We start from the raw sequence: 18,854 nt of genomic DNA, 5'->3' as shown, positions 1-18,854 counted from the left end.
GAAACCAAGTAATGCTAAGGAAACATGCTATTCTTGGCTGCTGACTCCGGAATTAGGGGGCCTAACCGCAAATAAGGTAATTTGGCCGTGATGAGGCCATTTAGCTGTATGAAATCCAGTATAGCGGCGAAATTGGACCAGAAACACTCTATAAACTGTATGAAATCCAGTATAGCTGGTGAAAGTGGACTTGAAGAGCAAGAGGTCTTTAGTCGGATGCAACCCAGTATAGCGGTCACGCTGGACTTGAAGAGCAAGAGAGAGGTCCTTTAGTTGTATGCAATCCAGTATAGCGGGCGAAAGTGGACTTGAAGAGCAAGAGGTCTTTAGCTTTATGCAACCCAGTATAGCGGGTGAAAGTGGATCTGAAGAGCAAGAGGTCCTTTAGTTGTATGCAATCCAGTATAGCGGTCACGCTGGACTTGAAGAGCAAGAGGTATTTAGCTGGATGCAATCGAGTATAGCGGGCGAAAGTGGATCTGAAGAGCAAGAGGTCCTTTAGTTGTATGAAATCCAGTATAACGGTCACAGCGGACTTGAAGAGGTATCTAATAATTGTGGCGAATCCTGTTTTACTTCACCCTCAACTAAAAGCGAACTGAAGAGGAGAGTGCTGAGCTGTGCAGTGCAGTGTTCATGTGGGAGTCGTCTTGCGAATCATTTGACATACTAAGAGGAACCATTCAAATAAATAAGCGCCAGAATCTGCTGGACTAGCAGACTCTGGCGCTTATTTGTTTTCCCGAATATCGGTAAAGCAGTTTCTCTAAAGCGAATCTGAATCCGGATCACACTTTCCTTGCCTATCTATTCATCGCTATGAGCATGCCGATGCGGTCTGTTTTTTGTCGGGTATCGATCCTGATTGACAAAAACCCCATAAATGTTGACAGTTCGGGAACCTCCTTTATAATATAGGAACCATTGGATCATGAAAACAACCGCTTATTATGGGATTTAAAAGGGGGAGCCTTGTTGGCCGGATTGAAAGCGCTTTATCAAAACTCGAGAATCAAATACAAGCTTTTTGCGCTCATAGCCGCTGTTATGCTGACAGTAGGCATTCTTATTGCAGCCGTGCAGCAGGTGGCCTTTGAAGTGTATGACGAAGAGATCTATGAACAGTCAGCTAAAGCGCTTAATTTAACATCGTACAGCATTGAGAATGAGCTTAAGAAGATGGAGCAGCTTTTCGATTTATTCTCGGCGCCGGAATGGGCGGGGCTTGCCAACTATAAGAAAATGTTCTTCCACGATACGAAATACTGGAAATCGCTTAAAGTGACATTTCTCTATGTCATCGGCGGCGTGCCGCTTCGCCTGTTGTTCGCGCTTCTCATTGCTATGCTGCTCAATACGGCATCCAGAGCGATCGGTATCTACCGGACGATGTTCTATTTGCCATCCATAATAGGCGGCAGCGTGGCGGTATCGATCATGTGGCGCAATCTGTTCGGTGACGAAGGAGTTGTCAATCTTCTGCTGGGAGCGCTCGGGCTGGATGCCGTCCGCTGGTTCGGCAGCCCGCTCGCCGCACTCTGGATGCTGATCTTCCTTTCGGTGTGGCAGTTTGGCTCATCGATGCTGATCTTTCTTGCCGGGCTCAAAAATATCCCAATCAGCTATTACGAGGCAGCAAATGTCGATGGAGCCAATGTATTCTCCCGTTTCTTCCGGATCACGCTGCCTTTGCTAAGTCCCGTGATATTGTTCAATGCCATCATGCAAACCATCGGAGCGTTCATGACCTTCGTACCCGCCTATATTATCTCGAAGGGCGAGGGAGGTCCGCTCGACGGAACGCTGCTCTATTCGCTTTATTTGTTCCGTCAAGGGTTCGTTTTTTCCAACATGGGCTACGCCTCGGCAATGGCATGGGTCATGCTGATCATTATCGCGGTCTTGTTTAAAACTTCGAAGTTCTGGGTGCACTATGAGTCGAAGGGGGACAGCTAGCGATGAGCCGTAAAACGATCACCTGGTCCCTATACCATCTCTTTACAGCCGCAGGCGCCATTCTGCTGCTATACCCGGTTATCTGGCTGGTTATGAGTTCATTCAAAGCCAGCGACCGGATATTCATAACCGCCGATTCTCTTATCCCGTCTCCTTGGATTTGGAGCAATTTCAAAGACGGCTGGGCCGGCGTGGGCGGTTATACGTTTGCTACGTTTATAGAGAACTCGCTTATCATCGTCATCTTGTCGACGATCGGAGCGGTGCTGTCATCGGCACTTGTAGCCTTCGGATTTGCAAGATTAAGGTTCGCCGGCAAGGCGTTCTGGTTCGCTATTATGATGATCACGCTCATGCTGCCGCATGATGTTGTACTTGTGCCGTAGTATATTCTGTTCTCCAAACTGGGCTGGCTCAATTCAATCAAGCCGATCGTTGTCCCAAGCTATTTCGGTGCGCCGTTCTTCATTTTTCTGCTGATCCAGTTTATACGGACGATTCCAGCGGAAATGGACGAAGCAGCAACAATCGACGGATGCGGCAAATTCCGTTTGTTCTACCGTATTATTCTTCCGCTGGTCACGCCGGCAATGGCAACTGCGGCGATATTCTCGTTTTATTGGCGCTGGGAAGATTTGCTTGGCCCTGTGCTTTACTTGAATAAGCCGAGTATGTATACCGTTTCAATGGCACTGAAAATGTTTCTGGACAGCGATACTTTATCCAATTGGGGAGCCATGTTCGCCATGTCCACTGTTAGCTTGCTGCCTGTTATCATCGTGTTTTTCGCTTTTCAAAAATTTATCGTTGAAGGGATCAGCACAAGCGGTTTGAAGGGCTGATCAGAGAAGGGAGATTCATTATGCCGCCATTGGTATTTGACGAACAACATATCCGCACCGTGATCGACCGGGTTGTCGAGCGCACGTTCCGGATGGATTTCAATTGGGACTGGCCGGGAGGCGTTGCTTTCTATGGCGTGGCCGAAGCTTACGAAGCGACAGGGAAGACCGAGTATATCGATCTTCTCCTAGCATGGGTTGATGAGAAGCTGGAGGACGGGCTGCCCAAACTGTCGGTTAACGGTGTCTCCATCGGGCATACGCTTATCTCTTTGTACAAAGCAACCGAGAATAAAACATACCTTGAAGTTGCCCAGCAGATGGCTGAATATTTGCGGCTTGAAGCACCGCGTTTTGGCGAAGGGGTGTTCCAGCATACGGTCAATTCGGTAGAGTATCAGTTTCCTGAGCAGGCTTGGGTCGATACGATGATGATGGCGGGATATTTTCTCATCAGAATGGGCGCACTGCTTGAACGGGAGGATTATTTGGAAGACGGGCTGCTGCAGCATCACGGACATGAGCGGTATTTGCAGGATGAAGTAACGAATCTGTATTATCACGGGTGGGATAATATTACGGCCAGCCATATGTCAGCCATCTACTGGGCGAGAGGCAACTCATGGGCAGCATTAACGATGGCGAAGGCGCTGCCGCTCATCCACGTTACCCATCCATCGTTCATGATCATTGAAGGATCGCTCCGCGACCAATTGAGCGCCCTTGTGCGGCTGCAATCGGAAGAAGGCATGTGGCATACAGTTCTGACCGACGATACCTCTTATCTGGAAACGTCGGGCTCGGCCGGCATCGCCACCGCACTGCTTCATACCGGAACGCTGTATAACAAATACGTCAACCGGTCGATCGGGGGTATTCTGGAGCGAATTTCCGAAGATGGCTCCGTTCTGGATGTATCGGCCGGGACGGCCGTTATGCGGGATATCGAAGGCTGCCGGGGCGTTTCGCATAAGCGGGTTCAGGGTTGGGGGCAGGGCTTGGCGCTTGTATTCCTGGCAGACCTGCTGCGCACGAAAGGCCGGGTTTACAGTTGAGAATGAGTATACGCAAGCGTTTGATATAATAACTTTATTTATCCAAGCAGCTCTACATGTAGGGCTGCTTTTTGCGTACTTTATCATGCTTGCAAATCGGCGAATGCATCGATATTTCTAACTAAATTTGACAGAACCGCCTTTTTTCCATACAGTTAGATAAACTTTTGGAGGTGAGAGTATATGCCTTATTCCCATTTTGGAGAGATCGGGGACATCTGGAAGCATCTTCCTCTGTGTTATTTTCTCAGTAAAGAACAGCCCGCCCGCTATGTTGAATCCAATTCCGCTTACCCCATGTATATGTTAAACCGAACGGATGAAAGAAATTACGGAATCTATTATTTGCTTGAGCAGCTCAGCATTCGCCATTATGAGCATATTGCCGCTTCGCCATATCTTCAAATTGTGAAGGGTATAACAGGCAATGAGAAGAACCTGCAGAACTATCTTGGCTCACCTGGTTTAGCATTAGAGGTTTTAAAGGAATATAGCCATTATGTGTTTTGTGATATTGAAGACGAGCCCCTGCAGCACATCATGAATTACGCCAAGCAATCGCTGCTTGATAACCGGATTCAGACCGTACATGGCGATTCGATTGAGTTCTTGTGGCATGAAATTGAGAAAATGGGAAAGGAAACATTTCTTCACATCGATCCTTATCGGATTTTCGAGATGAACAAGCACGGCCGGTGTTACTTCGATCTGTTTGTCAAAGCCATTCAGCAAGGAATTAAAACGATGCTCTGGTATGGATTTGAATCACTTGAAGAACAGGAGAGGCTGCATGCGAGAATGAGGGAGTCCTTATTAAACAGCCGCGTCGAACGATTCGGTATAGATATCTTCATTGAAGGGATAGGGGCCTCCGCCGTGAATGTCAATCCAGGTGTACCGGGCTGCGGCATTATGATTGCCAACTTATCCGCGTCCTCGGTTGATCATTTGAAACAGTATGCAAAGGAGTTGGAAGAGATCTATCAATATGCTTCCTATCTGGATAAACCGGCGAGGCTGACTGCGGTGGAAATAAACGTAAAAGCTTAAATGAAAGCGTTATGGAAGAGAAAAGCCGGGCCCCCGGCTTTTCCTTATTACGAATATGAATCATGGATTAGTACTCAAGAGGACGCTGCTGAGGAAGTGGGGCGGGCTGAACCGCTTTTCTAGTACCGATCATGTAAGTGACCAAACGGAAGACAAATTCGGCTAGAATAATTCCGGCTATTGCATCAAGGAATGTATGCTGTTTAATGAAGAATGTCGATATAATGATAAGAGAAGACATGCCATAAATTAAAGTTTGATTTAACCAAGTACGGAACCGGCTCGTATATAAGGCTTTCATGACCAAATAACTGGAGAAGCAGTGTATGCTGGGGAAGCAATTATACGGCTGATCCCGGTTATAGACGAAAGCAAGAAGCTTTGTCGCATGGTCTGATCCGTCAATAACGGGTCTGGGTACAGTCGTTTGGAAGACCATGTACACAACGTAGCATAGAAGTGCGCAGACCACATAAGTAATTAAAGTGCGTATATACAGGAGCGGATCCTTCATAAAGAAATACAGCAAACAAGCATACAGATAAAAAATCCATACCGAATAGGGAAATACGAAGATTTTCACAAAAGGAAAAGCGCGATCCAAGTCAGTCATTAGACTATACACTTGCGAACGCGAACTATTGTTCGTCAGCGCGTACAGCCAGCCCATGACAGGGAAAATCAGCATGCTGATCAATGGAAAAAATCGTTTCACAGTTTGTTTAAGAGGTACTTTCAATCAATTCACCTTCCGAGTCCGACCTGAAGTATTGAAATAGCAATCCTGTAATCATAAAATATTGCACTGCATAGGGCAAGAAAGAAATAATGGCAATTGTAAAACAGTGATAGATATTGACAAATATGCTGGCTGCCGATGATCATGCCCCGTTTCCGCGAGTTCGTTCGGCTTGGCATGACGATACTATGCGAGATCATCAATCGTTTGTCAAGATTATGGATTGCCTTGAGCAGGAACTGCCTACTACGATGACGAAGGAAGAGGACATAAAGAATTAATCAGCAAAGGGAAAATGGATAGCGGTCTAATGATGATATTATACATATTCAATTCAAATTCATGCGATATATTGTCCTCTAGAAAGTGGGGAGTGAGACAAAGATCTTTTAACGAAGTTTAGTTTGAATATATAGCGTGGGTGTTGTCATTTGGCAGTTGACAAGCCGAAACGGCCAATGAGAGAGAGCCTGCCTTCTGAATCAAAAAAAGGGTGCCAAGCCGCTGTCAGCTTGGCACCCTTTATTGTTGTTGTTATTCTGAGAAAACGACAGATCTGTTCGAAACCCATTTGGTCTTATACAAACGATATACAATACCGAAGAGCAGCCAGCCTGCTCCCATCATCAATGCGCTCGTATCCAGAAGCGACAGCAGCCAACTGACCACGCACATCCCGATAATAGGGCAAATCAGATATAGAACGGTCTGCAACGGGGAGCGCTGTCTGTCTTTGATGTACCGTTTGAAGATGACGGACAGATTAATGAAGATGAAGGCGGTCAGCGCGCCGAAATTAACAAACTTCACAGCTGTGTCAAGGCTGATGACCAGAGCAAATAATGAGATGATGCCTGTGAAAAGAATGTTGAACGCAGGTGTTTTGTATTTGGAGTGAATCATGCCAAACCACCGTTTCGGCAGTATGGATTCCCGTCCCATAACATACAGCAAGCGGGACACGCTCGTTACCGACGATAAGCCTTGACTGAAGATGGCGAACATCAATACGACGATGAAGATTGCGCTAAGTCCTGCTCCGCCAACCATCTTCACGATCTCAAGACCGGCAGAATCGACATCAAGGAAAGTGATATGAGGAAAGACGAGCTGCGTGAGCAGGGAAGGTACGATGTACAATACGCTGGCCGTAAGAATGATGATGAAGATAGCCTTTGGTATATTTTTGCCGGAATTCTTGGTCTCCTCCGACATATTCGATACGGAATCGAAGCCAAGAAATGAGAAACAGATCATTGAAGCGCCTGCGAGCACGGTCGGCAGAGGTACATCGGTCTGCAGGAATGGATGCAGGGGTGCGGATACGTCTGACAGCTGCTTCGCAAGCAGGATGCAGAACAGGGCGATGAATCCCATCTGAAGCAGTACGATGATCTTGCTAAGGTTAGCGGAAATATTAACGCCTCTAAGATTAACGATCGTGACAGCGACGTTAATTACGATCATCCAAGCTGCCGCTGGAATCGAGGGAAACTGGGCATGCATATAGATGCCAAACGTTAAGCAGGCGATAATTGGAGAGAACAGATAATCCAGAAGAATGGCCCAGCCGACGAGAAAACCGAGGTAAGGATGAATGGCTTTCTTGACATAGGTATACGCAGAGCCGGATGTCGGATAGGCACGTGCCATAATACTATAGCTGTAGGCTGTGAATACGATCGCAAGGAAAGCAAGTGAATACGCTTGAGTTAACATGCCCTGTGAGGCTTCATAGGCAATGCCATAGATGGAAAAGTAAATCATCGGCGTCATCCATGCGAGTCCCAGAAAAACAACCTGAAATAAAGTTAATGTTTTGGCCAGCTTCACTTCTTGTTTCATATGCAGCATCCCTTTCGTCACCCGATCTATTTCCACTGCCGGAAATAAAAAAAAGCTCAGGAAGAGATATCAATTAGATATCTTCTCCCGGGCTTTTATCCCTCCGTGAACACAGCTTGAGCAAGCCGTGCGTTTTCTCTCGGACCAGACCGAATCCACGATTCGCGGAACCCTAGAAAACATTTGATGACACTATTCATAACATCTGGTTCTAATATGTTAGATAATATAACGCAGTTTATGAGGGAATAAAACTATTTTATTTTTAATTTTTTTTATTTGTTGCATAATAGGATGGAGTAAAGAGGTGGGAAGAGATGGAGGAAGAAGGAAGTAAATGCGTTATTCAGCGCATCGGTATCATTGAGGAGCTTGATGAGGTAAAGGCCATCATACGTATCCAAGGCAAGTCGCTGACCATCCCCATTGACAAGCTGGCTCCCGGCCTATTGACCGGAGATGAAGTGAAATGGTCGGGTAATCGGTGGGTCAGACTGCAGGCTTGATTGTGATGAAGTTGAGTGAATTGAGCTGAAGACAACGAAAGAATCTAATGAAAAGAGTGTGAGAGATCCATGCTTGAACCCAAGTATGTACGTGAATCCAGAACGGTTAAATCAAGTCATGTCCTTCCTCCGGATACGAATAATCACAATACTTTGTTTGGAGGAAAGCTCATGGCCTACATCGACGACGTTGCCGCAATGTCGGCGATGAGACATTCTCGTCGCCGGGCTGTAACGGCTTCAACCGACTCGATTGATTTTTTGCACCCTATTAAGGTGGATACGGAAGTTTACTTGGAGGCTTTTGTAACATGGACGCATCGGACGTCTATGGAAGTTTTCGTCAAAGTTATGGCTGAGGATTTGCTTACAGGAACACGGATGATCTGTGCCACCTCTTTTCTGACCTTCGTGGCAATGGGGGATGATGGGAAGCCTACCGACGTCCCGAGTGTAGTTCCCGAGACGCCTGAAGAGATTCTGCTGCACGAAGGTGCTGAGAAACGTTCAGAGCTTCGGAGTATCAGACGCAAGGAAAGCAAGCGGCTTGCGGAGATGCTGGGATCAAGAAAGCCATGGGAGAAGTAGGAAGCCCCGATAATCATATTCGGGCAGCAGGAGTGGAAGTCTATTTACGGGCCGGTTGCTTCTACTGATAACGAATAAGGACTGCAAGCAATCGTTATTGGAGCAGCTTATACAGATGATCCACGGAGTGCATGGCGTACTCAAACCGGGTGGGCCTGCCATCCTCCAGAATGACTAGGCAGGGTACACTTGCGATTTGCCAAGTATCTCTGAGCTGTGGGGCATAATTGATATTCAGCTTCCGAATTTGAATTCGAACAGAAGTTGCCAGCACAATATCCAGCATGCGTTCGGCGAGCTTGCAAGTCCCGCAGAATGCGGTGATGAACAGAATGACTTCTTTCCCTTGAGCGTGAGGTAAATGGCGTATGAGGTCTGCTTCGGTAATTTCTTGAAGAGGCATCGTGTCCGTTCTTCCTTTCCTGTCTAAAATGGTTATATTATCCTTTGACTTCTCCAAGTGCAGGGTGGTATATTAAAACGATTGCTTGCGACGAAAGGGATGTTTGAAGTGTCAACGACTGACGAGACGAAGCCGAATTTGAAGTTAACGAAAATCTGGAAATGCAGAAATGCCGAATGTAAAGCATGGGTGCGGGAAGAATTTGCAGTTGAACAACAAAGCTGCCCGATTTGTAAAGGGCCTATGCTCAGAAGCATGAGACATTTGCCAGCTGTCCAGAACAAGATCAAATCCCAGCCGCGCAAGCCGAAATCAGATTTTTGAGCTCAGAACAGACACAAATATGGACACCCAGAGTGTCAGGCTGCCATCCGCGTTTAACGCGGGTTTTTCTTTTTTTAGAGGGAAGAAGATTAATTATACCCCAGTAAAAAGCGCTGAACAAATCAAAAATCCTGCAAACCGCCTGTTTACAGGGATTGTTTAAACCGGTATGCGGTGTGGTAATAGGCAATAACGAGAGCTGCGATCGACTCAAGACGATCGTGGTTTATTTTGCTTACAGCTGTTTTGGGATGTAAGCGCCACAATAACGACTGGAGGGATGACGATGGATAAAATAAAGGTTGGAATTATAGGAACTGGATTCTCAGCAAGCTTTCATCTCGAAGCGCTGCGGCGTTTGCCGCAGGTGGAGGTGGCTGCTGTTGCCGGCAGTTCACTTGCAAAAGCGGAAGCGATGGCGTCGAAATATGCAATTCGTAAAGCTTATCAATCACATGAGGAGCTTATTGACGATAAGGAAGTGGAGGTTGTCCATAACTGCACGCCGAATGATCTTCATTATGCCATCAACACACGGATTCTTGAAGCGCAGAAGCATCTTCTGTCCGAGAAGCCGCTTGCTATGAATAGTGAGGAATCGGCCAAGCTGGCCGTCCTTGCTGAAGAGACGCCCGTCATTAGCGGTGTTTGCTATAACTATCGCCATTATCCGCTTGTCGCGGAAGCGAGGCGGCGGATTCACTCCGGCCAAGTGGGGAAATTGAACCTGATTACAGGCGGCTACCTGCAGGATTGGCTCATGGAGGAGACGGATTATAATTGGCGGCTGCATCCGGAACGTTCAGGGCCTTCCAGAGCAGTGGCGGATATCGGTTCCCATTGGTGTGATTTGCTTCAGCATGTGACGGGGCAGCAGATTGTGGAAGTGTTGGCCGATCTCAAGATTGTACATCCTATTCGTCTGAAACGCGTTTCCTCTTCGGAGGATGAGAGCTGGCAGCCGGAATTTGAGAAGATTCCGATTACGACAGAGGACTTTGGTCATGTGCTCGTCCATTTTGATGGAGGGGCTAAAGGTGTCTTTACCGTGTCTCAGGTAAGTGCTGGCCGCAAAAACAAGATTTTCTTCGAAATTGCAGGCTCCAATGAATCGGTACAATGGGATCAGGAGAATCCCAATAAGCTTTGGATCGGAAGACGAGGGGGAGCGAATCGTGTGATCGGGACAGATCCGGAGGAGCTGCCGCAGGAGGTGGCTGCAATGGTACATTATCCAGGCGGTCATGAGGAGGGGTGGCCCGACGGGGTGAAGAATCTATTCCTCGATTTCTATGAAGCGGTTGCTGCGCATAAGGAAGGTCTTGATTACAACGGCGGCAGCCACCAGACCTTTGCGTCGGTTCAAGAAGGACATTACATGATGAGAATTAATGAGGCCATTGTTGAGAGCTTTCATAAGAAAACATGGGTCAGTATCGGTTAGGATCGCAATTTCATTTATGACGCCAAACAAACCGTATTGTTTCGGCAGCATTGAAGTAGTCTGCTTACGTTTGCCATCATCTTTCTGTATAATGAGTTGCACAAGCTTAGAAAGGTTGATGGAAACATGTTGACAGTCAGCAGCTACACCGTTGAACAAGTAAAAGATCCCTTCGGCATCCTGACAGGGGAGCGTTATGAATACCTGCTTGATATCGAGGTGGATGAGGAAGATGAATTATACTCCGAGAACGGGATCTATGTTCGAGTGATATACCGGGTAGAGGACGGCCGGACGGGAATCGTTAGACATGAGATCGTTGAAAGAAGCACGGATAGCCTTCTTGATTTTGAGATGGAGGATGAAGAACTGGAATGGATTGCTGTTTTCTGTGAAGAGCATCTGATTGAAGCGGGTCAGGATTAGCGTTTTTCTGTGTGTAATAAAACCTTACATGAACATTGACATATTCGTAGTTTGCACACTATAATACGAATAAATGTTAGGTTTGTTACAACAGAATATGGGTTCTCATAGCAAATATTGAGGACAACAAGCTGTCTAGGGTTCCGTTGATAGCTCGGCATTTACTGCTTTGCAGCATGCCCTGCTCATTAAGTCTGGTCCAAGAGACGGTGTATAGAAGGAAGGTCTCGTTTCGTCAGAGCAGCCGATTTTCTATATAACACGGAAGGATAAAAGCCTGGGAGATACTTTTCTCTCTGGCTTTTTTTTATTTTTATTAGAACAAAATCAGCCGGGACTCAAATTTTATTGAACAGAATCAATGCCAGCTCAAGGGCAGTGCCATGAACGCGGTGGAACTAGATTAGGAGGAATGAGAATATGAGCAATATTTGGAGCACAACAATTAATCCGGGTGGTAAATGGTCAGGCACTATCGGACGGGGGAAGCTAGTCCGATTCACGGCCCTTCAAGCGGGAGCGAATATATCGGTACTTCTTTTTCATGCAAAAGATTTGACGGAGCGTTATAACATGCCCGATTCATTAAAGGCTCAATATACCGCCCATTTGACTAAGGGCAACGTTCTGATGAGCGACAATGGACGAATTCTGGCAAGCTTGGTCGAGGACAGTCTTGGCTGGCATGATACGATCACCGGATGGACGACGCGGGAGCAGACGGATGCCAAATACGGCAAGACCACTTATCAGGAGCTCCGGAATGATTGGCTGCGCAGCGGTGAAGAGAATTTCACGGTTGAGCTTGTGAGAAGCGGCCTCGGCATACGTGATCTTCATCCGGGGGTAAACCTTTTCTCGAAGGTCTACTGTGACGATAATGGCGACATGCACTACAGCCTGGATCATTGCAAAGAGGGTGCGGTCGTCACGCTGCGAACCGAAATGGATACCTTGTTCCTTTTATCCAATACGCCAAACCCGCTAGATCCGCGCACGGAATACCCTTCGGTTCCTATCCAGATTGAGGTCTTAGCCGCAGATGCAGTTAGCGAAGATGATTTCTGTCTCAATTACCGGCCGGAGAACCGCCGCGCCTTTGAGAATACATGGGCATATTTCTCCCTGCTTGATTAAGCAGTGAATGTCTATCACTTGCTGAGAATATGCTTCCGAAGCGAGTTTTTGTCTGCAGGAAGTATTCCAGGAAGTATCACAAAAACTTTTAGGAGGAATCCAATAATGGCCGTATTCAATCGTGTGGAAAGTTCCCTTCAAGTGGAGGATGCAATATATAACATAACTGTGCTTGCCGGTGATGGCTGGATGCATGAGCTGCTTCCCGGTCAAGTGCTCCGAATTGTTGATGTTGAGGGGAACCAGGCTGCGGATACGCTGTTCTATGATGCGGATAACCCGGAGGATCATTACAGCGCGATCGCTACCATTACCGGTCAAGGCAATATTTATTTAACAGCAGGCTCGGTTCTTCGTACAGAATCAGGCAAAGAACTGCTTACGATCGTCGCGGACGCATGCGGCCGTCATGATACGGTCGGCGGATCTTGTTCCGCCCAGAGCAATACGGTTCGATATGCGCATGATAAGCTGCCGATGCACAACTGCCGCGATACGTTTATGCTGCAGCTTGCAAAGCATGACGGCGGCTACAACAAGCGGGATCTGGCGCCGAATATTAATTTCTTTATGAATGTGCCTGTTACGGCTGACGGCGGACTGAAATTCGATGACGGCGTATCCGGTCCAGGCTGCTATGTGGAAGTGAAAGCGACTCGCCGCACCATGGTGCTGATCAGCAATTGCCCGCAGCTGAACAACCCTTGCAATGCCTATAATCCAACGCCGATTCAGCTTCTGATCTGGGATAAATAGACGAATTATTCGAACCGAGGAGTGGTCTTCATGTTTAATAAAATTCTTATCGCTAACCGCGGAGCGATCGCTGTTCGTATAGAGCGTACGCTCCGGAAATTGGGGATTTCATCCGTTGCTGTCTATACGCAGGCAGATCAAGACAGCCTGCACGTAGACTACGCCGACGAGGCCGTATTGATTGGGACAGGTCCGGCAAAAGAAAGCTATCTGAACGCGGAGCTCATCCTTCAAACGGCTATCGCCGCCGGTGCGCAGGCTATTCATCCAGGCTATGGCTTTTTAAGCGAAAATGCGGACTTCGCGCGCGCTTGCCGCGAGCATGGCATCGTTTTTATCGGACCGACACCCCAGCAGATGGAGATGTTCGGACTCAAGCACTCTGCCAGAGAGATTGCGGAGCGGGCCGGCGTTCCCATGCTGCCGGGTACATCCCTTATAACCGAGCTTGAGGAAGCGATAGAACAAGCCGGCCGCGTCGGTTATCCCGTTATTCTGAAGAGTACGGCGGGCGGCGGCGGAATCGGGATGCGTGTCTGCGCTGACGAAGAGGCGCTCCGTTCCGCTTATGACGGCGTTCGTCATTTGGCGGAGACGAATTTCAAGAACGGCGGTTTGTTCTTAGAGAAATATATTGCGCGTGCCCGCCATGTTGAGGTTCAAATCTTCGGCAATCGTTTTGGTGAAGTCGTTACGCTTGGCGAACGTGATTGTTCGATTCAGCGTCGTAATCAGAAGGTAATTGAAGAAAGTCCAGCTCCTAATCTGCCGGATGAGGTTCGTGAAGCCATGTTTGCTGCTTCCAAACGTCTGGCGTCTGAGGTCGGCTACCGCAGTGCAGGTACGATTGAATTCCTCTATGATCCTCAAACCTGTGCGTTCTATTTCCTCGAGGTTAATACGCGATTGCAAGTTGAGCATGGAGTGACGGAGGAAGTATTGGGAATCGATCTTGTGGAATGGATGGTTAAAGAGGCAGCCGATGAACTGACGGGTATCCAGGAGCTCGTGAAGAAGCCGGCAGGCCATAGCATTCAAGCTCGCATCTATGCGGAGGATTGTCTGCAGAATTTCCGCCCAAGCGCAGGCAGAATCGATCGAGCTGTGTTCTCCGAACAAGCAAGGTCCGAGTCATGGATCAGGGATGGCATTACAGTCACCACGCTGTACGATCCTATGCTCGCTAAAATCATCGTTCATGGCGATAATCGGATCGACGCGATCAATAAGCTGATTCAAGCGCTTGATGAAACCCGCATGTATGGGATTACGACCAATTTGCAATATGTGCAGGAGCTGCTCAAGAACGAGGATTGCTTAACGGGCAATGTATATACGCAGCTGCTTAATGAATTCGAGCCGGCTGAGCATGCGCTGGAGGTGATCGATGGCGGTGTACAATCGACAGTTCAAGACTGGCCTGGCCGTGTCGGGCACTGGGATGTTGGTGTTCCGCCATGCGGACCTATGGACCCTCTCTCGTTCCGTATTGGCAATAAACTGTTAGGTAATGCGGATGCTGCTGCGGGACTTGAACTGACGCTTCGAGGGGGATCCTACCGGTTTCGGAATGAGATGTGGTTCTGTGTAACAGGGGCTGATATGGAAGCCAGACTGGATGATCAGCCCATAGCCATGTACCAGCCGATCCGCGCAGCTAAAGGCCAAATCCTTAGCTTCGAAGAAGCAAAGACGGGCATGCGCAGCTACTTGTTAATTGCCGGGGGCTTGGATATGCCTCGCACGCTTGGGAGCTCCTCGACCTTCACGCTCGGTAATTTCGGAGGTCATGGCGGCCGTGCACTGCGTACCGGAGATGTGCTCGGAGTGAATAAAGGAAGGGCTGCAGAAAGGAAATACGAGCTTGCTCCTGTCCACCGTCCGGAGTTAACGCGTACTTGGACAATCGGTGTCATACCAGGCCCTCATTGTACAGAGGAATATCTGAAAGCCGATTATCTGAATGAACTGGCTGACACCAGCTTCGAAGTTCATTTCAACAGCTCGCGGACCGGGGTTCGGCTGATTGGACCTGCGCCGTTATGGGCACGGGAAGACGGCGGAGAAGCCGGTCTTCATCCTTCCAACATTCATGATAACGCCTATGCAGTCGGAACGTTGGATTTGACCGGTGACATGCCGATTCTGCTCGGGCCGGACGGTCCAAGCCTTGGAGGCTTCGTCTGCCCGGTTACAACAGCATCTGCGGAATTCTGGAAGCTTGGCCAGCTTCATGCAGGCGACAAGGTTCGTTTCCATCTGCTGACCCTTCAGGAAGCTGAAGACCTTCGCAAGCTGCAGGATGACAATTTGGATGCGATTGGCCAGGGGACTTTCGAGCAGCTGCGTGTCGTTTCTCTGCCGGTGAAAACAGAAGAAATGGTACCCAGCTATCCGCTGCTCGTTCAGGAAGAGAACAACCGGAGATTCAAGGTTACGATTCGCTGCAGCGGTGATGAGAACCTGCTTGTGGAATACGGTGAGATGGAATTGGATTTGCTCCTGCGCTTCCAGGTTCATGCTTTGATGCAGGCCATTCAAGAGAGCGGCTCCATACCGGTGCGGGATTTGACGCCGGGTATCCGCTCCCTGCAAATTCATATCGACTCGAAGCAAATAACGGTCAAGGAGGCCTGCCGTTTACTATTGGAATTGGACAGTTCGCTGCCGCCTCTTGAATCCATTCGAGTGCCATCGCGTATCGTACGTTTGCCTTTATCATGGGATGATCCAGCCACGCAGCTGGCTATTGACCGCTACCAGCAGACGGTTCGTCCGGATGCGCCATGGTGCCCGAGCAATCTAGAATTCATCCGGCGCGTGAATGGTCTGCCAAGCATTGATGATGTGAAGAAAATCGTGTTCGATGCGAATTATCTGGTGCTTGGGCTTGGGGATGTCTATTTGGGTGCCCCGGTAGCAACGCCGGTCGATCCTCGTCACCGGCTCGTAACGACCAAATATAATCCTGCCCGTACATGGACACCGGAGAATGCAGTCGGTATCGGCGGCGCATATATGTGTGTTTATGGTATGGAAGGTCCAGGCGGCTATCAGTTCGTAGGCCGGACGGTACAGATGTGGAATTTGAACCGGGAGACAGCGAGCTTTGAATCAGGCAAGCCATGGCTGCTGCGCTTCTTTGATCAAATTCAGTTCTATCCGGTAGATGCGGAAGAGCTGCTTCGCATGCGGGAGGATTTTGTCCGCGGAAGGTTTGAGGCAGATATTACGGAGACGACTTTCGCTCTCGATGAATATCTCCAATTCCTTGCATCCATTAAGGATAGCACGGCAGCATTCCGCGATCAGCAGCAAACGGCTTTCAAAGCAGAGCGTGAGAGCTGGAAGGAGCTTGGTCTGGCTGAATATGTATCCGAGCATGAAGCAGTGAAAGCAACAGAGGAAGATGAGCTTCCGGCTGGGGCGGTTGCTGTACGCTGCACGATGCCGGGCAGTGTATGGAAGGTGCTTGTTGAGCCGGGGCAAGAGGTTAAGAAGGGCGAAACGCTTATTATAGAAGAAAGCATGAAGATGGAATTTACACAGCCGTCTCCTTGCGACGGCTTCGTGTCGGCCATATTCGTTAAGCCCGGGGACGAGGTTCATACGGGACAGCTCATCGTCGGTATCGTGAAGGAACGGATTATGGAGGAGGCTAAGCTATGATAACTGTCGATTATCCGCGTGCACTGTCTATTGAATGGCTGCGGGAGCGCTACATCAATAAAGAACTGACACCGGCCGAGGTGATTCATGAGATACTTGACCGCGTTCAAGAGGATGCCGCCATGAACATTTGGATTACAGCGCCTACTCTTGAGAAGCTGCAGCCTTACCTGGATCGGCTTGCTGAATTGCCGATCGGGGATTCACCGCTGTGGGGTATCCCTTTCGCAATCAAAGATAATATTGATCTGGCTGGCCTTGACACAACGGCAGGCTGTCCTGAATTTGCTTATACACCTGAAGAGAGTGCCGCTGTTGTGGAACGATTGGTGGCAGCAGGAGCTATTCCGCTTGGCAAAACCAATCTGGATCAATTCGCGACAGGACTTGTTGGAACGAGAAGCCCATACGGGGAGACACATAATTCTCTGCGCAGTGAGCTGATTAGCGGCGGCTCCAGCTCCGGTTCAGCAGTTGCAGTCGCGCGAGGCCATGCGGTATTCTCGCTGGGAACAGATACAGCGGGATCGGGGCGGGTTCCTGCCGCTCTGAATAATCTGGTTGGCTATAAGCCAAGCTTGGGTGCATGGCCGACGAAAGGAGTTGTACCTGCTTGCGCCAGCTTGGATTGCGTGATGGTATTCGCGCATAACCTGGAGGATGCCCTTATTGTTGACGCTGCGGCACGCGGTATTGAGAATACAGATCCCTGGTCCAAGGATATACCTAAACCAGTCATGAAGCTTCCGGCCAAAGTATGCTTGCCGCAAGGTCCGCTGGACTTCTATGGTCCTTATGCTGTTGAATATCGTAAAGCATGGGAAGCGGCGCTTGTGAATGTGGAGAGCTTGAACATTCCAATTGAATATGTGGATGGGACTTTATTCGCGCAGGCAGCTGCTATTCTTTACGGAGGACCCTGGGTAGCTGAGCGCTGGGCTGATTTAGGCAGCTTTGTCGAACAGCATCCTGGCATCACCTTTCCGGTGACGGAGCAGGTATTGCGTTCAGGCGCTGCCGAGGAGTATACAGCCGCATCCGTCTTCCAGGCGATGCATAAGCTGCAAGCTTACAAGACAGAAGTGAAGCAGCTGCTTGCAGATGCCGTTCTCGTCATGCCTACCTGCGGCGGAACATGGACCCGCGAGCAGGTTCGAAGGAATCCAATTGGCGCAAACAGCGATATGGGGTGTTATACGAATCACTGCAATTTGCTTGATCTGTGTGCCGCAGCCGTACCGGCCGGCGAAGCCGAAGCTGATCTCCCGTTTGGGATTACCTTCTTCGCGCTGTCTGAGAATGAAGGATTGATTTGCGGGGCTGCGAATACATTTCTAGGTCTAGCGCTTCCGGCGCCTCCTAAAGAAACGACATTAGTTGCTGTATGCGGACTTCATATGCGCGGCTTTCCGCTGGAGAAACAAATGAACGCTTGCGGGGCGGTTTTTATCAAAGAGACGGTATCGGCTCCTAAGTATAAGCTGGTTAAGCTCCCGACCACGCCGGCGAAACCGGGCATGATCAAGCAGCAATCCGGCGGCGCTTCAATTGAACTCGAAATATGGGAAATGCCGCTGGCATCCTTCGGTGCATTCACAGCTTCCATACCGGCACCGCTTGGCATTGGCAAAGTGGAACTGGCAGACGGCACGGAAGTGGCGGGCTTTGTTTGCGAAGCGTACGCGGCAGAAACGGCGGAGGATATCACGGCACTTCTAGGCTGGCGTCATATATAGAGCAGCTTTATATATTCACCTGAACAAGAAGCAGCGAGTGCCGCAGGTTGGCGCCAGCTGCTTCTTTGTCATGCTTAAGTCTAGCTCAAAACCTCTGTCCAAGCTTCTCTCAGCTTTAGCATTCCGCGTTCCATATCGGCTTCGTTCAAGCCTCCAAACCCAAGGTAAATCTTCGGTTTCTCCTCCATACGCTTGAAATTACCGTATTGTGAGCAATGGCTTCTCTGATCTGATGCTGGACGTTTTTGGGGCGAAAGGGGAGCATGCCCGGTCTGTGCTGGGCGCCATTTCACTGCGGGATAATCTGCCCATTGTTGTCGATACCGTCTTTGAGATTGAACAGTAATGAAGTTAAGATCCCGTTTGATTCCGAGCGGA

At 48.9% G+C, this 18,854-nt stretch carries 16 protein-coding genes, 1 pseudogene and 2 riboswitches; of the genes and pseudogenes, 14 read left to right on the top strand and 3 right to left on the bottom strand.

Annotated elements, in window-relative coordinates:
* The first annotated feature begins 975 nt into the window (after nt 1–975).
* From ACFPYJ_RS23590 to rlmJ, 4 genes and pseudogenes are all read left to right on the top strand, one after another.
* On the top strand, nt 976–1,956 hold the full coding sequence (locus ACFPYJ_RS23590) for a carbohydrate ABC transporter permease (protein ID WP_379190679.1): 981 nt from the start codon (nt 976–978) through the stop codon (nt 1,954–1,956).
* A 2-nt stretch (nt 1,957–1,958) separates the two neighbouring features.
* Nucleotides 1,959–2,798, top strand: a pseudogene (locus tag ACFPYJ_RS23585) (carbohydrate ABC transporter permease).
* 20 nt (nt 2,799–2,818) lie between these two features.
* Complete coding sequence (locus tag ACFPYJ_RS23580) at nt 2,819–3,853, top strand: glycoside hydrolase family 88/105 protein (protein WP_379190678.1); 1,035 nt, start codon at nt 2,819–2,821, stop codon at nt 3,851–3,853.
* A gap of 183 nt (nt 3,854–4,036) precedes the next feature.
* Nucleotides 4,037–4,903 (top strand): 23S rRNA (adenine(2030)-N(6))-methyltransferase RlmJ, encoded by an 867-nt coding sequence (rlmJ, locus tag ACFPYJ_RS23575; protein ID WP_379190677.1) that lies wholly within the window; start codon nt 4,037–4,039, stop codon nt 4,901–4,903.
* 67 nt (nt 4,904–4,970) lie between these two features.
* On the opposite strand, the gene ACFPYJ_RS23570 is transcribed toward rlmJ, so the two are convergent.
* Nucleotides 4,971–5,642, bottom strand: a complete 672-nt coding sequence (locus ACFPYJ_RS23570; RefSeq protein WP_379190676.1) for a phosphatase PAP2 family protein — start codon at nt 5,640–5,642, stop codon at nt 4,971–4,973.
* 534 nt (nt 5,643–6,176) lie between these two features.
* A complete protein-coding gene (locus ACFPYJ_RS23565; protein WP_379190675.1) occupies nt 6,177–7,487 on the bottom strand; it encodes an APC family permease in 1,311 nt (436 codons plus the stop codon).
* 82 nt (nt 7,488–7,569) lie between these two features.
* A riboswitch (guanidine-I (ykkC/yxkD leader) is annotated at nt 7,570–7,674 on the bottom strand.
* A gap of 130 nt (nt 7,675–7,804) precedes the next feature.
* Here ACFPYJ_RS23565 and ACFPYJ_RS23560 point away from each other — a divergent pair.
* The gene (locus tag ACFPYJ_RS23560) at nt 7,805–7,993 is read left to right on the top strand and encodes a hypothetical protein (RefSeq protein WP_379190674.1); all 189 of its coding nucleotides are present in this window, start codon (nt 7,805–7,807) and stop codon (nt 7,991–7,993) included.
* Nucleotides 7,994–8,062: 69 nt separating this feature from the next.
* Nucleotides 8,063–8,581 (top strand): acyl-CoA thioesterase, encoded by a 519-nt coding sequence (locus tag ACFPYJ_RS23555; protein WP_379190673.1) that lies wholly within the window; start codon nt 8,063–8,065, stop codon nt 8,579–8,581.
* A 94-nt stretch (nt 8,582–8,675) separates the two neighbouring features.
* On the opposite strand, the gene ACFPYJ_RS23550 is transcribed toward ACFPYJ_RS23555, so the two are convergent.
* Nucleotides 8,676–8,984, bottom strand: a complete 309-nt coding sequence (locus tag ACFPYJ_RS23550; protein WP_379190672.1) for a thioredoxin family protein — start codon at nt 8,982–8,984, stop codon at nt 8,676–8,678.
* 99 nt (nt 8,985–9,083) lie between these two features.
* Here ACFPYJ_RS23550 and ACFPYJ_RS23545 point away from each other — a divergent pair, with 99 nt between their 5' ends.
* From ACFPYJ_RS23545 to ACFPYJ_RS23510, 8 genes are all read left to right on the top strand, one after another.
* Entirely contained in the window at nt 9,084–9,308 is a 225-nt protein-coding gene (locus tag ACFPYJ_RS23545; protein WP_379190680.1) for a cold-inducible protein YdjO-related protein, read from the top strand.
* A 286-nt stretch (nt 9,309–9,594) separates the two neighbouring features.
* Complete coding sequence (locus tag ACFPYJ_RS23540; protein ID WP_379190671.1) at nt 9,595–10,752, top strand: Gfo/Idh/MocA family protein; 1,158 nt, start codon at nt 9,595–9,597, stop codon at nt 10,750–10,752.
* 126 nt (nt 10,753–10,878) lie between these two features.
* Nucleotides 10,879–11,178: a DUF6509 family protein gene (locus tag ACFPYJ_RS23535; RefSeq protein ID WP_379190669.1), complete on the top strand. Its 300-nt coding sequence runs from the start codon at nt 10,879–10,881 to the stop codon at nt 11,176–11,178.
* 124 nt (nt 11,179–11,302) lie between these two features.
* Nucleotides 11,303–11,464, top strand: a riboswitch (guanidine-I (ykkC/yxkD leader).
* Between the two features lie 134 nt (nt 11,465–11,598).
* Nucleotides 11,599–12,315 (top strand): urea amidolyase associated protein UAAP1, encoded by a 717-nt coding sequence (locus tag ACFPYJ_RS23530; RefSeq protein ID WP_379190668.1) that lies wholly within the window; start codon nt 11,599–11,601, stop codon nt 12,313–12,315.
* A 105-nt stretch (nt 12,316–12,420) separates the two neighbouring features.
* Nucleotides 12,421–13,071, top strand: a complete 651-nt coding sequence (locus ACFPYJ_RS23525; RefSeq protein ID WP_379190667.1) for an urea amidolyase associated protein UAAP2 — start codon at nt 12,421–12,423, stop codon at nt 13,069–13,071.
* 30 nt (nt 13,072–13,101) lie between these two features.
* Nucleotides 13,102–16,740 carry an urea carboxylase gene (gene uca, locus ACFPYJ_RS23520; protein ID WP_379190666.1) on the top strand — a complete coding sequence of 1,213 codons (3,639 nt, stop codon included), beginning with the start codon at nt 13,102–13,104 and terminating at the stop codon, nt 16,738–16,740.
* A complete protein-coding gene (gene atzF / locus ACFPYJ_RS23515; RefSeq protein ID WP_379190665.1) occupies nt 16,737–18,476 on the top strand; it encodes an allophanate hydrolase in 1,740 nt (579 codons plus the stop codon). The genes uca and atzF overlap by 4 nt, the downstream gene beginning before the upstream one ends.
* 208 nt (nt 18,477–18,684) lie before the next feature.
* Complete coding sequence (locus ACFPYJ_RS23510; RefSeq protein ID WP_379190664.1) at nt 18,685–18,822, top strand: RidA family protein; 138 nt, start codon at nt 18,685–18,687, stop codon at nt 18,820–18,822.
* The last annotated feature ends 32 nt before the right edge of the window (nt 18,823–18,854 follow it).

Origin of the sequence: Paenibacillus solisilvae (assembly GCF_042656405.1) — a bacterium.
In the GTDB taxonomy this organism is placed as follows: Bacteria; Bacillota; Bacilli; order Paenibacillales; family Paenibacillaceae; genus Paenibacillus_Z; species Paenibacillus_Z solisilvae.
Note: the sequence above shows the minus strand (reverse complement) of the source record. Positions and strands in the feature narration are given on the sequence as shown.

Coding starts and splice junctions, on each gene's coding strand:
- ACFPYJ_RS23580 (WP_379190678.1), top strand. CDS start 2,819: ATGCCGCCATTGGTATTTGACGAACAACATATCCGCACCGTGATCGAC.
- ACFPYJ_RS23535 (WP_379190669.1), top strand. CDS start 10,879: ATGTTGACAGTCAGCAGCTACACCGTTGAACAAGTAAAAGATCCCTTC.
- rlmJ (WP_379190677.1), top strand. CDS start 4,037: ATGCCTTATTCCCATTTTGGAGAGATCGGGGACATCTGGAAGCATCTT.
- ACFPYJ_RS23560 (WP_379190674.1), top strand. CDS start 7,805: ATGGAGGAAGAAGGAAGTAAATGCGTTATTCAGCGCATCGGTATCATT.
- ACFPYJ_RS23565 (WP_379190675.1), bottom strand. CDS start 7,487: ATGAAACAAGAAGTGAAGCTGGCCAAAACATTAACTTTATTTCAGGTT.
- ACFPYJ_RS23530 (WP_379190668.1), top strand. CDS start 11,599: ATGAGCAATATTTGGAGCACAACAATTAATCCGGGTGGTAAATGGTCA.
- atzF (WP_379190665.1), top strand. CDS start 16,737: ATGATAACTGTCGATTATCCGCGTGCACTGTCTATTGAATGGCTGCGG.
- ACFPYJ_RS23550 (WP_379190672.1), bottom strand. CDS start 8,984: ATGCCTCTTCAAGAAATTACCGAAGCAGACCTCATACGCCATTTACCT.
- uca (WP_379190666.1), top strand. CDS start 13,102: ATGTTTAATAAAATTCTTATCGCTAACCGCGGAGCGATCGCTGTTCGT.
- ACFPYJ_RS23555 (WP_379190673.1), top strand. CDS start 8,063: ATGCTTGAACCCAAGTATGTACGTGAATCCAGAACGGTTAAATCAAGT.
- ACFPYJ_RS23540 (WP_379190671.1), top strand. CDS start 9,595: ATGGATAAAATAAAGGTTGGAATTATAGGAACTGGATTCTCAGCAAGC.
- ACFPYJ_RS23525 (WP_379190667.1), top strand. CDS start 12,421: ATGGCCGTATTCAATCGTGTGGAAAGTTCCCTTCAAGTGGAGGATGCA.
- ACFPYJ_RS23545 (WP_379190680.1), top strand. CDS start 9,084: ATGTTTGAAGTGTCAACGACTGACGAGACGAAGCCGAATTTGAAGTTA.